Origin of the sequence: Vreelandella titanicae BH1, from assembly GCF_000336575.1 — a bacterium.
Lineage (GTDB): Bacteria > Pseudomonadota > Gammaproteobacteria > Pseudomonadales > Halomonadaceae > Vreelandella > Vreelandella titanicae.
Genome location: NZ_AOPO01000009.1, coordinates 105,779 through 128,168, shown reverse-complemented (window position 1 = coordinate 128,168; position 22,390 = coordinate 105,779). Strand labels below are relative to the sequence as shown.

Annotated in this window: 21 protein-coding genes; 6 read left to right on the top strand and 15 right to left on the bottom strand. The window is 52.5% G+C overall.

The genetic code is table 11. The features are described from left to right. Position 1: 1 nt before the first annotated feature. Genes HALTITAN_RS16230 through HALTITAN_RS16220 form a run of 3 tightly spaced genes read right to left on the bottom strand, consistent with a single transcriptional unit; the run spans position 2 to position 3,455 of the window. The gene (locus HALTITAN_RS16230; RefSeq protein ID WP_039859772.1) at positions 2-1,465 is read right to left on the bottom strand and encodes an N-acetylmuramoyl-L-alanine amidase; all 1,464 of its coding nucleotides are present in this window, start codon (positions 1,463-1,465) and stop codon (positions 2-4) included. Next, a complete protein-coding gene (tsaE, locus tag HALTITAN_RS16225; RefSeq protein WP_039859770.1) occupies positions 1,456-1,971 on the bottom strand; it encodes a tRNA (adenosine(37)-N6)-threonylcarbamoyltransferase complex ATPase subunit type 1 TsaE in 516 nt (171 codons plus the stop codon). The genes HALTITAN_RS16230 and tsaE overlap by 10 nt, the downstream gene beginning before the upstream one ends. An 11-nt stretch (positions 1,972-1,982) precedes the next feature. Beyond that, complete coding sequence (locus HALTITAN_RS16220; RefSeq protein WP_039859768.1) at positions 1,983-3,455, bottom strand: bifunctional ADP-dependent NAD(P)H-hydrate dehydratase/NAD(P)H-hydrate epimerase; 1,473 nt, start codon at positions 3,453-3,455, stop codon at positions 1,983-1,985. A 97-nt stretch (positions 3,456-3,552) separates the two neighbouring features. Here HALTITAN_RS16220 and queG point away from each other — a divergent pair, with 97 nt between their 5' ends. Further along, entirely contained in the window at positions 3,553-4,680 is a 1,128-nt protein-coding gene (queG, locus tag HALTITAN_RS16215; protein WP_411572265.1) for a tRNA epoxyqueuosine(34) reductase QueG, read from the top strand. Positions 4,681-4,696: 16 nt separating this feature from the next. Here queG and orn read toward each other — a convergent pair whose 3' ends face one another. From orn to HALTITAN_RS16170, 9 genes are all read right to left on the bottom strand, one after another. After that, positions 4,697-5,302: an oligoribonuclease gene (gene orn / locus HALTITAN_RS16210; protein ID WP_039859766.1), complete on the bottom strand. Its 606-nt coding sequence runs from the start codon at positions 5,300-5,302 to the stop codon at positions 4,697-4,699. A 253-nt stretch (positions 5,303-5,555) separates the two neighbouring features. Then, entirely contained in the window at positions 5,556-6,530 is a 975-nt protein-coding gene (locus HALTITAN_RS16205; RefSeq protein WP_009287756.1) for a 2-hydroxyacid dehydrogenase, read from the bottom strand. A gap of 24 nt (positions 6,531-6,554) precedes the next feature. Continuing rightward, on the bottom strand, positions 6,555-7,265 hold the full coding sequence (locus HALTITAN_RS16200; protein WP_051052087.1) for a GntR family transcriptional regulator: 711 nt from the start codon (positions 7,263-7,265) through the stop codon (positions 6,555-6,557). Positions 7,266-7,445: 180 nt separating this feature from the next. Then, on the bottom strand, positions 7,446-8,489 hold the full coding sequence (locus HALTITAN_RS16195) for an L-idonate 5-dehydrogenase (protein ID WP_009287755.1): 1,044 nt from the start codon (positions 8,487-8,489) through the stop codon (positions 7,446-7,448). 9 nt (positions 8,490-8,498) lie between these two features. Continuing rightward, entirely contained in the window at positions 8,499-9,266 is a 768-nt protein-coding gene (locus HALTITAN_RS16190; protein WP_039859764.1) for an SDR family oxidoreductase, read from the bottom strand. Positions 9,267-9,277: 11 nt separating this feature from the next. Then, positions 9,278-10,477, bottom strand: coding sequence for a mandelate racemase/muconate lactonizing enzyme family protein (locus tag HALTITAN_RS16185; RefSeq protein ID WP_009287754.1), 1,200 nt, complete (start codon positions 10,475-10,477; stop codon positions 9,278-9,280). A 12-nt stretch (positions 10,478-10,489) separates the two neighbouring features. Beyond that, entirely contained in the window at positions 10,490-11,797 is a 1,308-nt protein-coding gene (locus HALTITAN_RS16180) for a TRAP transporter large permease (protein ID WP_009287753.1), read from the bottom strand. Further along, positions 11,787-12,308, bottom strand: a complete 522-nt coding sequence (locus tag HALTITAN_RS16175) for a TRAP transporter small permease subunit (protein ID WP_009287752.1) — start codon at positions 12,306-12,308, stop codon at positions 11,787-11,789. Before HALTITAN_RS16175 ends, HALTITAN_RS16180 begins: the two co-directional genes overlap by 11 nt. 57 nt (positions 12,309-12,365) lie before the next feature. Further along, entirely contained in the window at positions 12,366-13,391 is a 1,026-nt protein-coding gene (locus tag HALTITAN_RS16170; protein WP_039859763.1) for a TRAP transporter substrate-binding protein, read from the bottom strand. A gap of 762 nt (positions 13,392-14,153) precedes the next feature. Between HALTITAN_RS16170 and rsgA the strand changes: the two genes are divergently transcribed. The 3 genes from rsgA to asd all read left to right on the top strand — a co-directional run bounded on the left by rsgA (position 14,154) and on the right by asd (position 17,119). Next, positions 14,154-15,173, top strand: a complete 1,020-nt coding sequence (rsgA, locus tag HALTITAN_RS16165; RefSeq protein WP_022523982.1) for a small ribosomal subunit biogenesis GTPase RsgA — start codon at positions 14,154-14,156, stop codon at positions 15,171-15,173. A gap of 18 nt (positions 15,174-15,191) precedes the next feature. Next, positions 15,192-16,034 carry a sulfurtransferase gene (locus HALTITAN_RS16160; RefSeq protein ID WP_022523983.1) on the top strand — a complete coding sequence of 281 codons (843 nt, stop codon included), beginning with the start codon at positions 15,192-15,194 and terminating at the stop codon, positions 16,032-16,034. Between the two features lie 251 nt (positions 16,035-16,285). Further along, complete coding sequence (gene asd / locus HALTITAN_RS16155) at positions 16,286-17,119, top strand: archaetidylserine decarboxylase (protein WP_009287749.1); 834 nt, start codon at positions 16,286-16,288, stop codon at positions 17,117-17,119. 21 nt (positions 17,120-17,140) lie between these two features. Here the strand turns inward: asd and HALTITAN_RS16150 are convergent, their stop codons facing one another. Next, positions 17,141-17,803, bottom strand: a complete 663-nt coding sequence (locus tag HALTITAN_RS16150; protein WP_039859762.1) for a TetR/AcrR family transcriptional regulator — start codon at positions 17,801-17,803, stop codon at positions 17,141-17,143. A 182-nt stretch (positions 17,804-17,985) separates the two neighbouring features. On the opposite strand from HALTITAN_RS16150, the gene HALTITAN_RS16145 reads away from it, so the two are divergent. Both HALTITAN_RS16145 and HALTITAN_RS16140 read left to right on the top strand, forming a co-directional pair. Beyond that, the gene (locus HALTITAN_RS16145; RefSeq protein WP_051052085.1) at positions 17,986-19,161 is read left to right on the top strand and encodes an HlyD family secretion protein; all 1,176 of its coding nucleotides are present in this window, start codon (positions 17,986-17,988) and stop codon (positions 19,159-19,161) included. 38 nt (positions 19,162-19,199) lie between these two features. After that, the gene (locus HALTITAN_RS16140; protein ID WP_231500663.1) at positions 19,200-20,708 is read left to right on the top strand and encodes a DHA2 family efflux MFS transporter permease subunit; all 1,509 of its coding nucleotides are present in this window, start codon (positions 19,200-19,202) and stop codon (positions 20,706-20,708) included. 28 nt (positions 20,709-20,736) lie between these two features. Here the strand turns inward: HALTITAN_RS16140 and epmA are convergent, their stop codons facing one another. Continuing rightward, the gene (gene epmA / locus HALTITAN_RS16135; RefSeq protein WP_009287746.1) at positions 20,737-21,717 is read right to left on the bottom strand and encodes an EF-P lysine aminoacylase EpmA; all 981 of its coding nucleotides are present in this window, start codon (positions 21,715-21,717) and stop codon (positions 20,737-20,739) included. Positions 21,718-21,803: 86 nt separating this feature from the next. Next, positions 21,804-22,370: an elongation factor P gene (efp, locus tag HALTITAN_RS16130; RefSeq protein ID WP_027959052.1), complete on the bottom strand. Its 567-nt coding sequence runs from the start codon at positions 22,368-22,370 to the stop codon at positions 21,804-21,806. Positions 22,371-22,390 lie beyond the last annotated feature (20 nt).

Below are 22,390 nucleotides of genomic sequence, written 5' to 3'. Positions count from 1 at the left end.
CTCATGAACGGGGAATCTGTAACACTTGGCCAACACGAATCACGTCACCATTCAGGTCATTGGCCTGCCTCAACTGATTAACCGGCACGCCATGACGCACAGCAATCGCTGACAGGGTGTCTCCCGACTGAATACGGTACTCGTTACCCGAAGGGCGACGCTGATTATCACGCTGCCAGGCAAGCAGGCTGGCCGGCGGTGGGAATCGCTCGAAATGCTCGCGCAAACCGCTGAAGATAGCCTGAGAAAGCCCTGATTGGTGTACTGGGTCGCGTAGCCGACGCTCTTCGTCAGGGTTAGAGATAAAGCCAACCTCGATCAACAGCGAGGGGATATCGGGAGACTTCAGTACCATAAACCCAGCCTGCTCGACCCGCGACTTATGCAGCCGGTTAATGCGGCCTAACTGCTCCAATACCTGACCACCGATCGAGAGCGAGTCATTCAGCGTGGCAGTCATGGTCAAATCCAACAACACGCCGCGCAGCACCTGGTCTTTATCACGCAAGGAGAGACTGCCATCGACACCACCGATAAGGTCGGAGCGGTTCTCACTATCCGCCAGCCACTGGGCGGTTTCCGAGGTGGCGCCGCGCTGAGAAAGCGCATAGACCGAGCTCCCTTGGGGTCTTGGGCTGGTGAAAGCATCGGCGTGTATCGAGACAAAAAAGTCGGCTTTTTGCTCACGTGCCAGTGCGGTACGCTGACGCAACCCTATATAGTAGTCACCATCCCGCACCAGCACGGCTTTAAAGCCCTCAGTACCGTTCACTTCAGCGGCTAGGCGACGGGCTATTTCCAGCACCACGTCCTTTTCCCGTGTGCCTGAAGGGCCAATCGCCCCCGGGTCTTCACCACCATGACCGGCGTCGACGGCAATAATAATATCGCGCCTTGGGTGCGGCTTGGCTGCCTGCACTTCTGTCGGCGCTGCCTCGCTAGGCGGCGCCACGCTGTCCGACAGCAGGCCTTGAGCAGATGCCCGCTGGGCCTGAATTTCCTGATCCCGAATCATCGCCTCAATGGGGTCAATCGGATTCTCGACGGCACTCTCACCAGGATATTCGAGATCAACGACCAGTCGGTGACCGTACTGGTCGTTAGGTGTCAGGGTAAAATGGCGTGGCTCAATTTCTCGATTGAGTTCAAGCACTACCCGCAGGTCCCCACCCTCCCGCACGCCGGTACGCACCGAGGTAATTGCACTGTCATGCAAAGGCAGCGTACTGGGGTCGGTATCCATTTGGGTATCATCTAAATCAATCACCAACCGCGCCGGGTTCTCCAGCGAAAATACGTTGGCATTAGTCGCAGCGGAGAGATCAAACACCAGCCGGGCATGATCTGGCGCCGCCCAAAGCCGCATGCTCTCTACGCTGGACGCTTGTACATCAACCGCCGCCAGGGCAAAAAAACCGGCGGCTAATAAGCGATATACGCCTGCCGCTATGCCCTTCATTTCCATTGAATCACACCGTTCTCCAACTGGTCGGAACCTTCTTTACTGACTGCACTTACCTTACTTCGCAATAATTCAAGCATACGCTGACCGTTATCACTACCCGCAGCTAATGAGACTAAACGCCCTTGCGCCACTACTTCTAAGGTTAGGCGTAGGTCAGGCGCTGGCAACCACCCTTCACCGCGGCTGGGCCACTCAATAATGGTGACTGCATCGTCGGCCAGCACGTCTCGACCACCAATAAACTCAAGCTCTTCTGGATCCGCTAAGCGGTATAAATCCAGATGATAAACCCGCTGATCGTTCAACTCATAAGGCTCTACCAAGGTGTAAGTGGGGCTTTTAACCGCCCCTTGATGGCCGTAAGCCCGCAGGATGCCACGCGTTAACGTGGTTTTACCGGCACCTAGCTCACCCTCTAGATAGACGAGCCCGCGTCCTTGCAATACGTGCCCGAGAGTTTCGCCAAAAGCGACCTGGGCCTCTTCGTTGTCTAATTGCACCTGCATGTGGGCTGCCTTCACGGATTAATCAGTTTTCGCGCATAGGATGCCAGATCGCTGGCCAGCAGGCCACGCTCGCCTTCTTCCGCTGCCGCGCGATCGGCCGCTAACGCATGCACCATGGCACCTAGCCAGACACTAAACTCCACCTCGCCCCGCTGAGCAACCAACGCCCCCAGCATGCCGCTGAGCACATCGCCCATGCCGCCGCTGGCCATACCGGGGTTCCCGTAAGGGCACACCACCAAACCGCTAGGCCCAGCAATTAAACTGCCCGCGCCTTTTAAAATCACCACACCACCCCGAGCGCGTTGCAATGCCTGGGCAGCAGCGGGCCGGTCGGATTGGATATCGGCAACGGAACAGTTCAATAGTCGCGCGGCCTCACCGGGGTGTGGAGTCAAAATCCAGTTATCACGGCGAACCTCCGGCCACTGGCGCGCCAGGAGGTTAAGCCCGTCGGCATCTACCACCAGCGGCTTATCTGCCTGCAGCGCACTCTGCAGCACCGCCTGCCCCCAGGCAGCTTGGCCAAGCCCTGGCCCGACCACCACAACGTCAGCGTTACTGGGCAGTTCAGCGGCCTCAGCGCCACCGCGTACGCCATGAGCCATCACCTCCGGGCAACGCACCAAACTGGCGGCAATATGTTCTGGGGCAGTCGCCAAGCTTACTTTACCCGCCCCTAAGCGGGCAGCAGCCTGACAGGTCAGCAGCGCGGCACCTCCGAAACCAGGGGCGCCGCCCATGATCAGCACATGGCCCATGTCGCCTTTATGGCTGGTACGCAGGCGTGGTGCAAAAGCCTCTGCCAGCAGCGAATCATCCAGCCGCCAAGCCGTGGGGGGAATATCGAAATAGGCCTGGGCTTTGACACCCAGGGGTCGAAAGTCGATCTCGCCAGTATAGGCAGGGGCATCACCTGTATGTAATCCAACCTTATCGCCAATAAAGGTCACCGTGCAGGAGGCCTTCACAGCAATACCCGGTACCGCACCGGTGTCGGCAACCAATCCAGAGGGAATATCAATCGCCAGGACTGGCTGCTTTGCAGCGTTGATCGTTTCAATAGCACGCTTGAAGCGCCCCTCTACTTCACCGGTCAACCCGGTACCCAGCAATGCATCAACAATCACTTCGCCGGTGAGCTCAATCCCAGCGTGCCACTCCTCGCAGCCCACGCCCGCGGATGTTGCTAATTCTGCGGCACGGGTCGCGTCGCCGCTGAGCTCTTCAACGGACTTAAGGGTTATCCGCTGTACTTTGAGGCCCGACTGCATGGCTAGCGCTGCCAGCACGTGACCATCGCCACCGTTGTTGCCACTCCCACATAGCACGGTGATACTACGTGCTTGTGGCCAGCGGGAGCGGAAGCTGTGCCAGGCGCTTGAGGCGGCGCGCTGCATCAATGCAAAGCCATCGATACCCCCGGCGATCGTGCGCCGATCGAGTTCCTGAACCTGGGCGGCTTTATAGAGGGGGCGTAGCATGGAAGTATTCGGGACTGTCACGATCGCTCCTTTCACATGTTTTGATGGCTGCCAATGCGTTAGCATAGCGCGCTTAATGCCTTGCTGTTGATTGACTATGTCGAATTCCACTGCCTTTGCACGTTCTGATGGTGCAATGACTGACCAGAAACTTGCTCGCCTTGCCGACCTGATTAAAACCTGGGGGCGAGAGCTGGGTTTTCAGCAGGTGGGCATCACCGATACTGAACTGTCGGCTCATGAAGACCACCTCGACGCGTGGCTGGAAAAGGGCTACCACGGCGAAATGGGCTTTATGGCCAAGCATGGCACCAAGCGCACTCGCCCAGAGGAGCTGGAACCCGGCACTCAACGCATTATCAGCGTGCGCATGGATTACCTGCCCGCCGAGGTGGAGAGCACCAAGGTGCTCGGTCAGCCCAACCGCGCCTATGTATCGCGCTACGCCCTTGGCCGTGATTATCACAAGCTAATCCGCAAACGGTTAGCCCTATTAGCAAAAAAAATTGAGCAGGAAGTCGGCAGCTTCGGTTACCGCGCTTTTGTCGACTCAGCGCCGGTGATGGAACGCGCTCTGGCTCAAAAAGCGGGGCTTGGTTGGTTTGGCAAAAACGCCATGCTGCTCAACCCCAAGGCGGGTTCGCTGTTTTTTGTTGGCGAACTCTATACTGACCTTCCATTGCCCATTGACGCACCGTTTGAGCACGAACACTGCGGAAGCTGTAACGCGTGCAAGGTGGCCTGCCCCACCGGCGCCATTGTTGACGATAAAGTGGTCGACTCGCGCAAGTGCATTTCGTATCTCACCATTGAGCTACACGGGGCGATTCCGGTCGAGTTTCGCCGCGCTATGGGTAACCGTGTTTACGGCTGCGACGACTGCCAATTGGTATGCCCTTTTACGCGTTTTACCCATATCACCCAGGAAAATGACTTTGCGCCGCGCCATGACCTGGATCGCGCATCGCTTATTAGCCTGTTTGGCTGGGGCGAAGCGGAGTTTCTGGATAAAACCGCTGGCAGCCCCATTCGGCGCATTGGCTACCAGCGCTGGCTGCGCAATATCGCCATTGGCCTGGGTAACGCGCCCTGGAGCGAGGCCGTTGAAGCCGCGCTCTGGGCGCGCAGAGCCTACCCAAGCTCGCTGGTGCGTGAACACGTCGCCTGGGCGCTTGAGGTGCAGCGTCTTAAACGCAGTGAGCGCATTGCCACTGACGCGTCTTAAACGCTACTCTTCTTAGCTATTCTTCTTCGTCGCTGCGCTGATCAACGCGTAAAAATGTATTGCGGTAGTGGGCCAGCTCGGCAATCGACTCTTTAATATCGTCCATGGCCAAGTGCACATTCTGTTTACTAAAGCCCGCCAGCGCACCGGGGTTCCAGCGTTTGGCCACTTCTTTTATGGTAGACACATCAAGATTGCGGTAGTGGAAAAAGTTGAGCAACGCAGGCATTTCACGCTCGAGAAAACGACGATCCTGATGGATGCTGTTGCCACACATGGGCGACGAACCTGCCACTGCGTACTGCTGCAAAAACGCCAGGGTTTGCTGCTCAGCTTCCGCGGTTTCCACTTGGCTTGCCTTCACGCGTGCGACTAAGCCTGATTCGCCGTGGGTTTTCTGGTTCCAGTCATCCATCTGCGCCAGCAGACTATCGGGCTGCTTCACCGCAATAACCGGCCCCTCGGCGACCACATTCAAATCCGCATCTGTAATGAGCGTGGCTACTTCAATGATGCGCTCTTTATTAGGATCGAGACCGGTCATCTCTAGATCAATCCACACCAGCAGATCATTCCGCGGCGCTGTTTTTCCTTCTGTTGCACCCGTCGTATCGTTGCTCATTACCGTTATCCTTTTGCCTAAATGGCTATTCAAATCATGCCATTGTGCCTTAAATTTACGCTTACAGTTAAACAAGGGCCTGTGGACGTTTCAGCGTGAATCACGACGAAACGTCCACAGGCCCTATAAATTCTCGCACTTTAACACGAGGGGAAACAGTTCTGCATCTGCCGCTGAAGCTATATCATCAGCAAACTATGCCGTTTTAATTATGGGTAAAGATTCACAAGCAGATCTCTGATTTAATTGGCATTTAAGTAGAAACAATGTTCACAAGATCGCCGTCACCCTTGGAAAGTTTATTAATATTGCGTGCCATCGTTAACTGGCGGCGCTTTACCGTACCGTGTGTCCATCCTGACATGTGCGGGGTCATAATCACGTTGTCTAATTCATGGAAAGGAAGAGAAGCGGGTAAAGGGTTAGACTCTGAGCCTGCCGGATAGACATACCAAGTATCTATGACCGCGCTAGCAATTCTCGACTCATTTAGGGCATCAAATAACGCTTTCTCATCAACCACGCGGCCACGACCAACATTGACAAAAACAGCGCTCCTTTTCATATCTTTAAACTCTTTTTGACCAATAAAACCTTCAGTATCTTTAGACAGCGGAAGCGTATTAACGACAATATCGACATCTTTCAACATAGAAGATAGATCATCAAAAGCATAATATTTTTTTATTTGGTTAGACGCTTCAACTATGCTCCTATTTGCTATTGAAACATCCATTCCAAAAGCATGAGCTCGACTTGCCAATTCTTTCCCAATATGTCCAAAACCGATGATACCTATGGATTCAGAAGATAGCTCAGTGCGTAGGCCTGATGCACCACCAGCCCAATACTCCCAGTCACCATGTCTTAATTTTTTATCAGCATCCGCTAGAGGAACATGTCTCAGCAGCAGAGCTGATATAATATACTCAACGATGGCTTGCTCATGGCCAAAACAATTACAGACCGTTGTTGTGCTTGGAAGCAGAGAGAGGTCTAAACCGTCATAACCAGCGCCTGGGACATGAAACAACTTTGTTTTTGTTAAAGTAGGTAGCGATGAATCATGTTTGACACCAACAATGACATCGGCACCGGCATAGCAAGCAATATCTTCTTCGGATTCGAGCGTATCTGGCAACAGTTTTATGGTGTGATCGTCCTCAAGAAGGGATTCAAAATTGCTAAAAAATGTTTGTGCATTTTTGCCATGAAAGACTATGTCCATGGAAGCTCCAGTATTGTTATTAAATTAAGGTTGTTTAAATTCCATTCTTACATCAAAGACACTAGGAGGTAATTCATCGCTTAAAACCGGCAACATATCTTTCACAAAGTCAATAAGCTTATCAGATGCCAGTGCGGCTTGTTCTGGCTTACCGGAAAGTATGGCATCCAGGACAGCGATATGACCTTCCACGGTACTATCAAGACTTTCCCCACCGGCAGTATAGGAATGATAAACCCAGCCAATTCTTCGAAAAATAGTATGCAGAGGTCTAAGCGTATACTGTAGAAAAGGCTCACCGCACGCGGAAAGCACCATTTGGTCTATTTTGCTATCATAAGCATTGAATTCAGAGATAGTTAAAGACTCACTTGTTTTTAACAAGTTAGCTATGTGGCGAAACTGACTTCTTTGCGCGTCGCTTGCCCTTTGGCTAGCCAGCGATATAACAAACCTTTCAAGGTCTCGACGTAAGTCAAGCAGTAATGAAGCACGAGACAAGTCTATTGGTGAAATCTGGACACCTTGTCGCGGATGAATAATCATTAACGTATCAGCAGCCAAACGAGTTGTCGCCTGATACACCGGCATTCGATTAAAGCCTGTCATCGTTTGTAAGTCTTGAATCCTAAGATGGCTGCCTGGCTTTAGCTCGCAGGTGACAATGAGTTCTTCAAGCTTATCATAGGCGAGATCAAGCAGGTTCTGACCCGCATTACTAGTTTTATTGCTCATATCTATTCAGCCATTGTTATCGGACAAAACTTGCCTATTTTTCCATGCATAAGCTCGCCAAATAAAATATTATACTTGGTAAATAAATAAAAACACTCATCGCACCTTTCATAGCAAACATAAATTTAACATTCAATCAACCTCTATCAAAAAAAGCACAACAAATTATCATGTAAAAACTCATTTTCCGTCAAAATCAAGCTGAACTTTCATGGATTTTTCACGCAGAGAAGCTAGATCGAAAGCAGACTTTGCCTCTCCAAAAGGTATAACTGAAGATACGAAAGGTTTTAAATCAACCACCTTTCTATCAATAAGATCAGCTGCCTGGGAAAATTCCTCGTCAAAGCGGAAGCTCCCCATCATCTTAACCTCCTTAGCAACCGCTAAATTTAAGGGAAATGGAATCTCACCACCTAAACCGACCAAAATAATAATACCGCCGGGCTTAATAATCTCTAATGCCGACGCAAGTGCTTTGGGGCTACCCGAGCATTCAAAGATAACATCTTGGCTACCCTTCCCGTGAGCAAGGGAGGTCAACGCATCTGGTTGGCTATTGAGATTAACACTACGATGCGCACCTAATTGAGCCGCAATCGCTAAAGGAGCATCAGAAAGATCTGTCGCGGTAATATATTGAGCCCCAGCACGAGCAGCAGAAAGTACCGTTAAGCAGCCAATCGGCCCGCATCCCGAGACTAATACGTTACTCCCGACCAAAGAGCCTGCTTGGCGTACAGCATGGAGGCAAACGGCTAAAGGCTCTGCGCAAGCAGCATATGTCAGGTCAGTATCGGGTTGTAGCGGGTAGAGTTGTTGGGCTGGAATCGTGACATTTTGGCGAAACAACCCCTGTTGATGAGGAAAACGCATGGCACTTCCAAAAAAACGCATGTCTTCGCATTGGTTTCGTTGGCCATTTTGACAGTACTGGCATTTGCCACAAGGCATAGAAGGATTCACAGCCACCTTATCGCCCACTTTCAAATGTGAAACACCTATGCCAAGTTCCGCGACAACACCAGCTACTTCATGTCCTAGAACCATAGGCTCTTGCAACCTTACCGCACCAAAACCGCCGTTATGGAAGTAATGAAGGTCAGAGCCGCAAATACCACCTTTACTAATCGTTATTTTTGCTTCACCTGAACCAGGCGGATGCGCTTCTTGATGCTCTTCGACGCGCAAGTCACCGGGGGAGTGTATAACTATTGTTTGCATAAAGGCCCCCTATAGCACTGATATCATGCCGCCATCAGCATAAATTATTTGTCCATTAACATAGCCTGAAGCAGCGGAGCTAAGGTAAATGGCTGTTCCTGCGAGTTCCTCAGGTTTCCCCCAACGGCGGGCTGGTGTTCGACTTTTTACCCATGCATCAAAATCGGGGTTAGTGGTTAGGGCCTCATTCATGTCAGTCAACATATAACCTGGGCCAATAGCGTTGGCCTGGATTCCATACTCTCCCCACTCAGCAGCCATGGCTTTAGTCAGCATTTTAACGCCGCCCTTGGCTACCGTGTAGGGAGCAACCGTTGCCCGGGCTAGCTCACTGGTTAAGGATCCGATATTAATTATCTTTCCGTAACCACGCTCAATCATTCTTTTTGCCGCTTCTCTGCCGACAACAAAAGCTGAGGTTAAATTAGTATCTATTACACGGTGCCAATCGGATGTTTCAAGCTCAACCATCGGCTTTCTAAATTGTATTCCGGCATTATTTATCAAAATGTCAATATTGATACCAGCTTTATCGAATTGGTCGAAGGCTGATTTAATCTCGCTTTCATTGGTGACATCAAAAGCTGCTATTTCGACATGATAGCCACTCTGAGTCATCTCTCTTTTAGCTGCCTCTAGCCTCTCTAGGCTCGTGCCATTAAGAATGATCGAAGCTCCAGCACTGGCAAGCCCCTCGGCAAAAGCGCGACCCAAGCCCCGTGAAGAGCCGGTAATGAGAGCGGTTTTACCCGTTAAGTCAAAAAGATTCGTTGCCATGGGTGGCTCCTTTAAAGTGAAGTTTTTCTCACGCTCAAATCGGAGCGTTTAAAGAAAGTGGGCAGAAGCTCAACGCCAAGCCCTGGCCCCTCCATGGGGTATACAAAGCCATTCTCGATTTTGGGTACAACCGTTACCAACTCGGTGTACCAGCCTCGATAAAAAGCTCTTACACTCTCCTGAATGAGCGTGTTTGGCTGACTAAACGACATATGAATGGCGGCCACAAATCCAACCGGGCCAATACAGTCATGAGGAGCAAAAGGGCGATGCCAGGTTTCGGCAAGGGAGGCTATTTTGCGCCCTTCTGTTAACCCCCCAGTCCAGCAGAGATCGACCATAACCACATGGGTTGCGTCACGATCCAGCATGTCTTTATAGGGCCAACGAGAACCAAGCGTTTCACTGGCACACGTCCAAACAGAGGTAGAAGCGGCAAACTCAGCAAGTGCTTGCGGTGAGTTCATTCGGATGGGGTCTTCATACCAAGTGGGATTAAATTGCTCCAATTCCTTAGCAATATTTTTTGCGGTCGGTAAATTCCACTGAGAATGAAACTCAACCATGATGTCAATTTCATCGCCAACAGCCTTACGTATTTCTTCGAAAGGTTTTATCGCTTTTTTCATTTGCGGTGAGGTGATGTACTGGCCACGCGTCTCAGCAGCAGCGGGGTCAAATGGCCAGATTTTCATTGCCGTAATACCCGACTCCAGGAGATTTTCAGCTAACTGCGCTGGGCGGTTCATAAAGCCGTCCAGATCCTCATAAGGCCCCTCTGAGGCACCTATATTCCAATTTGAAACCGGCTTGATATTGTTGGTTCGAACGTAACGATAACCTGCGCAAGTGTTATATATACGAATTTTCTCCCAACACAGTCCCCCTAACATTTGGTGGACTGGCTGGTTACATACTTTACCAAAGATATCCCAGAGAGCTATGTCGATAGCAGAAGCTGCGCGGTATTCAGCGCCTGTTGAAGACTGCGCCATGGGGAGTGATACCATCTCTTTGTGCAAAGCCTCAATATGAAGAGGATCTTTGCCCAACAATCGCTCGGAAAGTGTTTCGTGTATATGGGCCTCTACAGCCCCAGCACCATAAAATGTTTCACCTAAACCGACGATACCAGCATCCGTTTCAACGTGTACCCAAAGCACATTGGAAAATTCTTTTAGTCGATATGTTTTTATCGCTGTTATTTTCATTTTTAATCCTTTTTAGCTGAGTGCGGCAGGCAACCAAAGTGCTATACCAGGAAAAGCCAACATAAATACCAGTATTGCTATTTGTATAAGCATAAATGGCCAAAGCGAAGCGTATATTGTTTGAAGGCTGATCTCAGGTGGGGCAACACTTTTCAAATAAAATGCAGCCGGCCCAAATGGAGGTGACAAAAATGCAACTTGCATCGTTAGTGAAAAGAGCACACCAAACCATACTGGGTCATAACCTAAATGAGTTACAATGGGTACAAAAATAGGAATTGTAAGAAGCAGTATTCCAATCCAATCCATAAACAGCCCAAGCACAAAAAACACTAGCATCATAACCAAGATTGTTGCAAAGGGAGAAATACCTAGCCCAGCAATAAAGCTAGTAACATACTGTTGCCCCCCTGAGAGATTGTATATTCCAATTAATACAGCTGCGCCAAAAGTTACCCATAAAATGATACCGCATGACAGGAGCGTCCTTTTAAGCGCTTGCCACACTAACTCTTTGCAAAGCTCTTTGCGTGCATATATCACCATAAGGGTGGCGCCCACAGCTACCCCAGCTGCTTCTGTAATTGATGTTATTCCACCATAGATGCACCCAAACACGATAAAAATTAGCAACAGAAACGGAAGGAAACCATGAATGATGTCCTTCCAACCAATGGCTTCGACTTCTACTTTATCGGGCATTGGGGCTAGGTTTGGGTTTAATGTACAACGAATATAGATATAAGCATAATAGGCAAGCGCTAATACAAAGCCTGGAATAAATGAAGCGAGAAACAATTTATGCACTGAGACTTCGGCGGTGAGCCCATAAACAATTAGCACAATTGACGGAGGGATCATTGTCCCCAAGGAACCGCCAGCACAGATCACTCCAATTGCCAGTTTTTTATCATAGTTAAGCCTCAACATTTGAGGTAGTGCCACTAGACCGAGCAGAACAATCTCACCACCTATGATACCGCTTATGGCAGCCATAAAGATGGATATAACAAGCGTAACGGTCATTACGCCACCTTTTCGGTGTCCAAATAGTTTATTGAGACTATTGTAAAGGTCGTGGGCTATTCTCGATCTTTCTAACAGCGTTGCCATAAATATAAACAACGGAATAGAGAGTAATGCATACTCAGTAGCCAGCCCATATATCGTTTTGTGGGCAATGGCGATGACGGGAGTACCATAATTAAAGTAAGCGATTGTGATCGCAAGAGAACCCGCAGCAAAGGCCAGCGGCACACCTATGGCCATCAGAAATAGAACGCCAAGAACAAGTACTAGGGTAATTAACTCAATCGACACGTCCCTTCTCCTCAGCCAGTGAGCGAGTGTCGATCCCCCGCATATTATTGACGAAATTGATAATCGCGTAGATCGCTATTATCAGTGCTGCGCACACTATGGCAGGCTTGACTGTCGCAGGTATGGGAGGATTCCAAGCGGTACCAAAGCGCTCCCACGTTGACAATGCTTTCCATGAACTGGGCCAACCGAACCAGGATACCGCCAAGCAGTAAGTAAGCACGCAAATAAGCTGGATACAGTCGAATACTCGCTTTAGCCAAGATGGCGAAGCGTCATATAAGACGGTAATACGAAGGTGTTGGTCGAGCTGCATTGCATAGACACCTGCTGCCGCATAAAGAAGCGCAGATAACCAAAGTGCCAGCTCATTGGCCCACAGGGTGGGAGCTTTAAATATATACCTGGCTAACACTTCGTAAAAAGTGACGGCCACAATCACGAGTAGCAGCAAAGAAAAAAGTGCCGTTATTGTTTTTGCAATCGATGACTTATGCTTAGCAGGTGGCATAGAGTCTCTCCTTGAGTAAGCCGAGGCCTAATGGCCTCGGTTTATTGGCATTTTCATCTATTCAAGGATGCCTATTTTCGTCATATAGGCGATATGTGAATCATACGCGGCTTTCGCTTCAGGACTACGTGTCGACCAATCTTCCCACACTGCTTGAGCTGCTTCCCTGAATGCCTGACGGTCTTCCTCGCTCCAATCGTGTAGAGTTACGCCTTCTTGTCTAAGTTCTACTGCTGCTTGACGATCGAGCATTGTGGAGTCTTGAACTATCTCCAATGCAATGGTATCCAGAGCAGAACGAAGTATTTGTTGCTCTGCTTCACTAAGGCTATTCCACTTTTCAAGATTCATCGCCACGTGCTCAATGGGCATTGAATGAAAACCCGGATAAGTAGCGTGCTCTGCTATATCGTAGAGACCTAAACCTTTATTCACTGCCAAGGTGGATGCATCCGCGCCGGAAACGGTTCCTGTGGACATCGCCGTAAACACTTCACCAAAAGGCATTACAACTGGGCCAGCTCCCAAACTTGCAAATATTTCAGACTCCATACCAGGAGGAGAGCGGAACTTCCAACCATCTATATCTTCTATCCCCGCCAACTCAGTAGTCGAGCTGAGCGCTTCAGGAGTCGCGACAAACACTCCAACCAAGTGCATATCAAATTTGTGGTATAGTTCGTTAGCTAGCTCTAACCCGCCTCCATCTTTATACCAACCGATTAACTCGAGAGGTGTGTTGTACCCTCCCATGATATCGCCATAAAATTGAAAGGCTGGATTTTTACCCGTTATATATCCTGCCCCCGTTGCATCACCATCAATAATACCCATACTTGCTGACTCAAATGCCTCAGACGCTTTCACTACTGCTGAGTCAGTATGCATTTTTATATCTAAACTACCGCCTGACATTTCGTTTGCCAAATCGGCAAATCGATTAAGTGCCTCTCCTTGTAGTGATGAGGAACTATGATGTGTTTGGAAGTTAAGCGTTGTTACGTCTTGCGCGTAACTGTTGGTTAAAGGCGAGAGTAAAGCAATGCCAAGCGCTGCTACGATAGATCTTTTTATAGTTTTCATAAGCTGCTCCATGTTTGCGATGCATGCTGTGATATATCACAAAATATTAATAGCAGCCCTCAGATTGCTGTGTCAAATAGCCCTTGGTGAAGATTTTTTAAAGACTCATAAAAAGACTAGTGAGACCTATGCTTATACAACCCTATAATGCAGCCTGGCTCAGAACATAAAATGTATAAGAATACATTTTATGTTATATAAAACACTTCCTTACGAGAGCCACTCCGATTTCAGGTGCATACGACATAAGGTCATCTGATTTGACGCCCACAGTAAATGCGTAGTGAGCAGCTACAATGCCTTATACTAATTGATGAGTGCTCTTGAGACATTTCACCAGACAGAGCGAGCGCACAACCTCCGCGAATCTCACCTTGAGCACGGTTACGATACCTTGTAATGCTTAGCCTTTTTAGGTGTTGATGAGAGCACTGCAATGAGTAGCAGACTTGAATGCAACCTGAATAGTGAAAAACAAAATAATACTTAAGGAGCCTCTGATTAACGTAATGAGTGAAGGCCAGACAAGGCAAAAATCAACGAAAAAGCGGAGTTTACGGGTTGTAAATGAGCATTTTGAGGCGATTTTTAACGCCGTATGGTCGAGCGCAATAGTTAATCAGAGGTTTCTTAAATAACACTGAAAATAGACCCTTCAAGCAGCTACAAAGGAGAGCTTGGCTACTTGATGGCATCTTTGATAAGTACAATCACACCTTTGATAGGTACAATGACATCTATTGTAGCGATCATCAGGTGGTCATGAGCAAACGTAAATTAAGTCGCCAGCAACAGTGGCGCGTCGAGAAAGTCCAGGCGGAACGTGCCCAGCGTGCAGAAAAGCGCGATGTTCAAGACGCTGAAAAGCTCGCCGCCGGTGAATACGGTGCCGAACAGCCAGGCCGTGTCGTTGCTCACTTTGGACGCACCTTGGAGGTGCGCAATAGCGATAATGAACCGGTGCGCTGTCACTTACGCGCCAACTTGGATGGCCTAGTCACCGGCGACAGAGTGATATGGCGCGCAGGGCAAGAAGGCTCCGGCGTGGTGGTGGCCCGTGAAGAGCGCGATAGCGTGCTTAAGCGCCCAGATGCTCGCGGCCTGCTCAAGCCAGTGGCCGCCAATATTGACCAGCTGTTGATCGTGTTTGCGGTGGAACCCGCACCTCACGCCAACCTTATCGATCGCTATCTGGTCGCCGCCGAGGCCACCGGTATAGCGCCAGTGCTGGTGCTCAACAAAACCGATCTGCTGCCAGAAGATGGCGGCGAGTTAGGCAAATTATTAGAACGCTATCGCGATTTAGGCTATCCCGTCGTGCGCACCACCACCGCTACCGAAACCGGGCTGGATGATCTGCGCAGCCAGCTTGAAGGCCGTACCTCGGTATTCGTCGGTCAAAGCGGCGTGGGCAAGTCTTCGCTAATCGACCTGCTGCTACCCGATGAAACCCTGCGCATTGGTGCGCTCTCGGAAGACTCGCGCAAAGGTACTCACACCACCACCACGGCACGCCTCTATACCATGAGTCGCGCTGAAGTGGCCGACGGCGATCTCATCGACTCACCGGGTATTCGCGAGTTTGGCCTGGTGCACCTCAACGAGCAGGAAGTCACCGACGGCTTTATCGAGTTTCACGACTATATTGGTCACTGCCGCTTCCGCGACTGCCGCCACCGCAATGAGCCAGGCTGTGCTTTACTCGCAGCGGTCGAGGCAGGCAAGATTCATCCAGCACGCTTTACCAGCTACCGGCGCATACTTGATAGCTTGGATAGCTAGGATTTAGAGGAGTTACTCATGAGCACCGAAAGCCAATCGTCGGAATCCAACCTGCTGCCGCTAATCGTTGAGCCCGAACAACTGCAGGAACATTTGGATGACCCACAGCTGCTGATTATCGATGTACCGGTCAACGGCGATAGCTATCGCCAGGGCCATGTGCCTGGGGCTATCTTCCTCGATTTTCGCTACTTGATGCGCGGTGAAGGGCCTGTGCCCAGCGACGTTCCCAGCGTCGAGGCGCTATCAAGGCTGTTCAGTGCCCTGGGCTTAACCCGCGATACTCACGTGGTCGCTTACGACGACGAAGGCGGCGGTTGGGCGGCACGGTTACTGTGGACGCTAGACCTGATCGGCCACACCCGCTACTCCTATTTGAACGGCGGCATTCACGCCTGGCGCGATGCGGGCCTGGAAGAGAGCACAGAACCGACCGCCCCAACCCCCAGCGAATACCACGCTGAGTTTCTCAACCCCCAAGCCCTGATTACCTGCGACGAAATCAAAGAAAAGCTCGATGATAGGCAGTTTGCGGTATGGGATGCGCGCTCCAAAGATGAGTACGATGGCTTACGCGGTAACAACAAGCACCTGGGCCATATTCCGGGGGCGGTCAATATGGATTGGCTCCATGCCATGGATCGCAACCGCGCGCTACGTATACGCGATTACGCCGAGCTGATCACCGAGCTAGGCGCCCTGGGCCTCACGCCCGACATGGAAATTGCCACCCATTGCCAAAGCCACCACCGCAGCAGCTTCACCTGGCTGGTGGGCAAGGCGCTAGGCTTTAATATGCGCGGCTATGCGGGTTCCTGGGGTGAATGGGGCAACCGCGACGACACACCGATTGAAAAGTAATAACACACTCTTCCCCAATGTTTAAAACAAATATGTGCTCGATCAAGAGCGCCGGGGACAGGTTGTAGAGGGGGTCATTTGCCATGGCCGGAAAATGTTCCATACCATTCCGGCATTTCCGCCATCCATGGCGGTCAGATGGCAAATGTAGCGCCCAAGGAAGGGTTCACAGCGCCCCCTCGTAGACCTGTCACCGGGGTAGCTCTTAATGGCAATATCCCACTACAAGCCACTGCCAAAAAGTAACCACTGTGACTCTTTCCCAAAAAACCTTTTCGCTACTCCAATATCCGCTGCCTCACCACGCGATCTCGCGCCTAACCGGCCAGTTCGCCCAGTGTGACAATCCCTGGGTGAAAAACACCTTGATTAAAGCGTTTATCAAACGCTTCAACGTTGATATGAGCCAGGCGCTAGAGCCAGACCCTACCGCCTACGCTACGTTCAACGACTTCTTCACCCGTGCGCTCAAAGCGGATGCCCGCCCGCTAGGCGACGGTATTCTCAGCCCCGCCGATGGTACGCTCTCCCAATACGGACGCCTACAGGCCGGACAACTGGTGCAGGCCAAAGGCCACACCTACTCCGCGCAAACCCTGCTCGGCGGCGATACGGCACTGGCAGAAGAGTTCTTAGGCGGCAGCTTTGCCACCGTTTACCTCTCCCCTCGGGACTACCACCGGGTGCACATGCCGGTGACGGGTACGCTTAGGGAAATGATCTACGTGCCGGGGCGACTATTCTCGGTCAACCAAGCCACTGCCAACTGCGTGCCAGGCCTCTTCGCCCGCAACGAGCGCTTAGTATGTATCTTTGATACCGAGCACGGCCCCATGGCGATGGTACTGGTTGGTGCAATGATCGTCGCTGCCATCGAAACCGTCTGGTCAGGGCAGGTGACGCCGCTTGCGGGCTGCCCTCAGCGCACACAATTTAGCCAACCTATCACACTTGAAAAAGGCGCTGAGATGGGCCGCTTCAAGCTCGGCTCAACGGTGGTGATGTGTTTCGCCAAGCCGCCCAATTTCGCAAACAATCCGCTGGGCAGCATGGTGCAGATGGGGCAAACGCTGGGAGCTTATTGATGACCTTTCCCCCTGAACGACCTAGGTCGAAGCACTAGCCGCACCTGAGAGGAAGAGCTCGACACAGCGTCGAGCTCGAGCGTTGCACCGCGTCTCGTCAAGACGCACATGGCGACCAAGCAGAGCGTCAATGTGCCATTCACCAAGCAACATGCCCATAAACATACCGGCCGCTTCACGCGGATCGTCGAGGTCAAGACGGCCGCTATCCACCTGCTCGCTTAAGTAAGCAGCTAGCGCCTGACGGGTCTGGTCGGGGCCGCGAGTGAGAAACAGCTCACCAAGCTCCGGAGCCCGTTCGGCCTCAAAGGCTAAGCCGCGAACTAAACGGATCACGCCCGGCTCGAACACCAACGTCAGCATTCGGCGGCCTAGCTCGTACAGCACCTGCTCTAGGGCTTGGTGATCCCGTCGCCCCTCCTCCAGCACTGCCCAAGCGGTGGAGATATGACGCTCCATCGCCGCTGTGAATAATCCCTCCTTGTTACCGAACTGCTTATACAGCGTCGCCAAAGATCCGCCGGCGCGGGCAACCACTTCGTTAACGCTGGCACCGGCATAGCCCTGTTCAAGAAAAACATCCCGGGCAGCATCCAGCAAACGTTCACGGCGCGCCACGCCGCGCGACGATACGCCATCAGTTATGTTGCGACCGAGCATATCTGGCGCGGTTGAGCGTGGCATTGACACTCCTATAGAGGTATATAAAGAAGGATTAATTATAAAGACGCGGCGCACAGAAGTAATATTTTTTGCCCTGGAAATGTAATGTAGCATTCATTACACTATTTGTCTTTTTCCCAAGGGAGGTGTCTTTTCCTCACAGGGAGCCCCTAGCAGGAGCGCTATTGCCTTAAGGAGTGGTCATGACATCGAATACTAAGCCGGGCGAGCCCCCGGATGAGCGCCAAAGCAGCCATGCCGTCGCGGGTCAAGATGCCCACTCCAGCGGCAAAACTAGCCGCAAGTTACTCGCTATGGTGGCGGGGATTATCGTCCTGGCGGCGCTAATTTGGTGGGGCATGGGCTGGTGGCAAACCGGGCGCTTCATGGAAGAGACCGATAATGCCTACGTGCGCACCGACAGCGTCGCGGTACGCGCCGAGCTATCAGCGCGGGTCGTCGAGGTGGCGGTAGATGATAACCAAACGGTCAAGCAAGGCGATCTGCTGATACGTCTAGACGCCGAGAGCTACCGCGACCAGGTGACCCAGGCCGAGGCCCAGCAGGCAGTGGCCGCAGCCTCAATCGCCCAATCACACCGCCAGGTAGATTTGCAACAGGCGGCTATCGATCAGGCCACGGCTCAGCAGCAGGCGGCCCAGGCTAATCTCGACCAGGCGCGCCAGCATCTGGAGCGCTCCTCGTCGCTTGCCGCCAACAACTATGGCTCCCGTCAGCAGCGCGAAGATGACCAGGCCGCACTGAGTGTCGCCCAGGCAAAGCTTGCCGAAAGCCAAGCAGCGGTTGTCTCGGCCAGGCGGCAGCTAGCCGTGGCCGAGAGCGACGTGACCCGCGCTGAAGCCAATCTGGACGCCGCTAGCGCCGATCTTGACTATGCTCGCCACCAGTTGGATAAGACCCGCATCGTCGCCCCCCGGGACGGCGTGATTGGCAATCTACGCGTTGAGGTCGGCACCTTAGCGCAGCCGTCGCTGACGCTTTTGCAACTGGTACCCATCGAGTCGGCCTACGTGGCAGCCAACTTTAAGGAGACCCAGCTCGAGCGGATTCGCGTCGGCCAGCCAGTCGCGGTGCATTTGGATGCCTACCCGGATATTACCTACGAAGGCATCGTCGACAGCCTGTCGCCAGCCACCGGCACCGAGTTCAGCCTGCTGCCCCAGGACAATGCCACCGGCAATTTCAACAAAATCGTCCAGCGGGTGCCGATCAAGATCCGCGTCACCGGCCCCACCGAGGCGCTGAGCCAACTGCGCGCCGGGCTATCGGCCGTGCCCGAGATCGATACTCGTCATCTTGAACCACAAAATGACTCCCGCCCTGCCCAGCAGTTGGCAGCGGAGCGGCCCAAGTCATGAGCGAGACGGTCGCCGGCTCGGTGACGGGCGTTAACGACATGCCACCCTGGCCACAGCGCATTGGCTTCATTGCTGCGGTGTTTGGCATGTTCATGGCAATTCTGGATATTCAGATCGTCGCCAGCTCGCTCAACGAAATCCAGGCGGGGCTCTCAGCCAGCGAGGATCAAATCTCCTGGGTGCAGACCGCTTACCTGATCGCCGAGATTGTGATGATCCCGCTGTCGGGCATGCTGATGCGCATTCTCTCCACTCGAGTAGCCTTCACCCTGTCGTGCGTCGGCTTCACCCTGGCGAGCCTGGGCTGCGCGCTGGCCACCTCGATCGAGCAACTGATCGTGCTGCGCGCTATTCAGGGCTTTATGGGCGGAGCGATGATACCCATTACCCAGGCAGTTAGCTTTTCGATCTTTCCCCGCCGGGTGATGGGCAGCGTGCAGGCGGTGATCGGCATGGTTGTCACCATGGCACCCTCGGTGGGTCCCACCGTGGGCGGCTACATCACCGAGACGCTCAGCTGGCACTGGCTGTTCCTGGCCAACGTGATCCCCGGCGTTCTGGTCTGCTGGGCCGCCTGGACATTTCTCGATATCGACAAACCCAACCACGCGGTCGCGCGCCACCTGGACTTGATCGGCCTGGTATTGATCGCGGTGTTTTTGGGCTCGCTAGAGTTTGTGCTTGAAGAAGGGCCCGGCGATGACTGGTTTGCCAGCCAGCGAATCTTGCTGTTCAGCCTGACCTGCCTAGTGGCGGGAGCCTGGTTCTTCATCCGCACCCTGCGCAGCGACCACCCAATCGTCGATCTGCGCGCCTTTACCAACCGCAACTTTGCCATCGGCGCCGGGATGGGCTTTATCATCGGCATCGCGCTCTACGGGCTGGTCTACATCATGCCGCTGTTTTTTGGCTATGTGCGCGGCTATTCGAGCCTGCAAATTGGCCAGGTGATGTTCGTCACCGGGCTGACGATGTTTCTTTGCGCGCCTATTGTCGGTCAGCTGTCCAACCGCCTCGATCTGCGCATTATGCTGTTTATGGGCCTACTGCTGGTCGGCGTGGGCACCATAATGAACGCCAATCTTACCGTGGAGTCGGGCTTTTGGCAGTTCTGCGTGCCGCAGATCGTGCGCGGCATGGGGCTGATCTTGTGTATCATTCCAGCCTCGCGTATTGCCCTGGGCACCCTGCCGCCGAGCGAGGTAGGCAACGCCAGCGGGCTTTTTAACGTGATGCGCAACCTGGGGGGTGCCATGGGACTGGCGCTGATCGATACGGTGCGCGACATCCGCGAGGACTTTCACTGGAATCAGCTCATTCCTGCTATCGATACTAGCCGCGAGGTCGTGGTAGCGGAGATCGCCAAATACCAAGCGATGCTCGCCGGCTCGGTGCCCGATACCTATCACACCGCCGTCGCCATGCTGGCGCAACGAGTCTCTCAGCAGGCACAAGTGCTGGCCTTTAACGACATCTTTACTTGGATGGGACTGATCTACATTGCCAGCGTACCGCTGGTATTCCTACTGCGGAGGATTTCGGCTTGACGGCTTGCAGCCTGTTAGCAACTAGCCGCTAACAGCTGGGCGTTGAGAATGTAAGCACGTCTTCCAGGCGTGCTTTGCCGAGTGCCAACTGAATCAAGCGATCTATCCCCAGCGCCACACCGGCGCCTTCGGGCATTCCGTGCTCAAGTGCGGCCAGCAGCCGCTCATCCACATCCACTTCCGGTAAGCCCAAACGGCGGCGCTCAGCGTTATCTTCAGCAAAGCGCGTGCGCTGCTCAGCCGCATCGGTCAGCTCATCGTAGCCGTTAGCCAACTCAATACCGTTAAGATAGACCTCAAAGCGGGAAGCCACCCACTCACCATCTGCATCTTGATGGCGTCGCGCCAAGGCTGCTTGGCTAGCCGGATAATCAACTACCACGCTTAGCTCCTGCTGGCCTAACTGCGGCTCGATCACCACGCTCATTAACAGGTCAAGACAGGTCTCGCGGCCTTCATCAGCTAAGGATTGGGCAGACATTTGTGCCCGCTCGGCAGCTATCGCCCTCAGCCTATCCAGAGACGTCGTGAACGGATCAACCTCTACGTAAGTATGAAACAACTCCCGGTAGCGGTAATGCACAGGTGGGCCGGGGAAACTGGGCAACAGTGACATAATGAGCGTCGCAGTCTCATCAATCAGTTGATCCAGCGTAAATTGCGGCCGATACCACTCCAGCATAGTGAACTCAATATTATGGCGGGCGCCGATTTCGCCATCGCGAAAACTTCGCGCAAGCTGAAAGATCGGCCCACTGCCCGCTGCGAGCAAGCGCTTCATATGGAATTCAGGGGAGGTTTGTAGCCATAGACGGCGCTGCCCTTTGTCCGTGCGCGCCAGAGTGTGCAGCGACACCAAATGGATATCCGTGCTTCCCCCCTGCCCCAGCACGGGCGTTTCCACTTCCAGCACGTCACGCTGGGCAAAAAAAGCGCGCACTTTGGCCATTAACCGCGCCCGTTCGCGCAGCGTTTCAAAGGACGCTGAGGGTTGCCAATCAATGGCCATAACGACTCCTTGAAAAAATCACCTTAAATAATAATGGCCACGCACAAAGCGTGGCCATTAAGACATACAAGCGCCCTGGAAAGCGATCAAGCGCGTGAGACGTAGTCCCCACTGCGCGTATCGATTTTCAACACTTCGCCCTGGTTAATGAAGAGCGGCACACGCACCACAGCGCCAGAAGACAACGTCGCAGGCTTAGAACCACCCTGTGCCGTATCGCCTTTCAAACCGGGATCTGTTTCCACGACTTCCAACTCGATAAAGTTAGGCGGCGTCACGGAAATGGCCTTATCATCCCAAAGCGTAATGATATAGGGCACCTGCTCTTTCAGCCACTTGACGGTATCGCCTAGCGCTTTTTTCTCTACCGCATACTGCTCAAACGAGCCATCGGTCTTCATGAAGTGCCACATATCACCATCGGTGTAGAGATACTCCATTTCTAAATCCATGACATCGGCACCTTCCAGCGAGTCACCGGATTTGAAAGTCTTCTCACCTACGCGGCCAGTCATCAAATTCCGCAGTTTAACTCGGTTAAACGCCTGCCCCTTACCGGGCTTGACCAGCTCGTTCTCAACGATTGCACAAGGATCGCCGTCGAGCATTACTTTCAGACCGGCCTTGAATTCGTTGGTAGAATAGTTCGCCATAATGTCTCTCAATCATCCAT

Coding starts and splice junctions, on each gene's coding strand:
- HALTITAN_RS16230 (WP_039859772.1), bottom strand. CDS start 1,465: ATGGAAATGAAGGGCATAGCGGCAGGCGTATATCGCTTATTAGCCGCC.
- tsaE (WP_039859770.1), bottom strand. CDS start 1,971: ATGCAGGTGCAATTAGACAACGAAGAGGCCCAGGTCGCTTTTGGCGAA.
- HALTITAN_RS16220 (WP_039859768.1), bottom strand. CDS start 3,455: ATGCTACGCCCCCTCTATAAAGCCGCCCAGGTTCAGGAACTCGATCGG.
- queG (WP_411572265.1), top strand. CDS start 3,553: ATGTCGAATTCCACTGCCTTTGCACGTTCTGATGGTGCAATGACTGAC.
- orn (WP_039859766.1), bottom strand. CDS start 5,302: ATGAGCAACGATACGACGGGTGCAACAGAAGGAAAAACAGCGCCGCGG.
- HALTITAN_RS16205 (WP_009287756.1), bottom strand. CDS start 6,530: ATGGACATAGTCTTTCATGGCAAAAATGCACAAACATTTTTTAGCAAT.
- HALTITAN_RS16200 (WP_051052087.1), bottom strand. CDS start 7,265: ATGAGCAATAAAACTAGTAATGCGGGTCAGAACCTGCTTGATCTCGCC.
- HALTITAN_RS16195 (WP_009287755.1), bottom strand. CDS start 8,489: ATGCAAACAATAGTTATACACTCCCCCGGTGACTTGCGCGTCGAAGAG.
- HALTITAN_RS16190 (WP_039859764.1), bottom strand. CDS start 9,266: ATGGCAACGAATCTTTTTGACTTAACGGGTAAAACCGCTCTCATTACC.
- HALTITAN_RS16185 (WP_009287754.1), bottom strand. CDS start 10,477: ATGAAAATAACAGCGATAAAAACATATCGACTAAAAGAATTTTCCAAT.
- HALTITAN_RS16175 (WP_009287752.1), bottom strand. CDS start 12,308: ATGCCACCTGCTAAGCATAAGTCATCGATTGCAAAAACAATAACGGCA.
- HALTITAN_RS16170 (WP_039859763.1), bottom strand. CDS start 13,391: ATGAAAACTATAAAAAGATCTATCGTAGCAGCGCTTGGCATTGCTTTA.
- rsgA (WP_022523982.1), top strand. CDS start 14,154: ATGAGCAAACGTAAATTAAGTCGCCAGCAACAGTGGCGCGTCGAGAAA.
- HALTITAN_RS16160 (WP_022523983.1), top strand. CDS start 15,192: ATGAGCACCGAAAGCCAATCGTCGGAATCCAACCTGCTGCCGCTAATC.
- HALTITAN_RS16150 (WP_039859762.1), bottom strand. CDS start 17,803: ATGCCACGCTCAACCGCGCCAGATATGCTCGGTCGCAACATAACTGAT.
- HALTITAN_RS16145 (WP_051052085.1), top strand. CDS start 17,986: ATGACATCGAATACTAAGCCGGGCGAGCCCCCGGATGAGCGCCAAAGC.
- HALTITAN_RS16140 (WP_231500663.1), top strand. CDS start 19,200: ATGCCACCCTGGCCACAGCGCATTGGCTTCATTGCTGCGGTGTTTGGC.
- epmA (WP_009287746.1), bottom strand. CDS start 21,717: ATGGCCATTGATTGGCAACCCTCAGCGTCCTTTGAAACGCTGCGCGAA.
- efp (WP_027959052.1), bottom strand. CDS start 22,370: ATGGCGAACTATTCTACCAACGAATTCAAGGCCGGTCTGAAAGTAATG.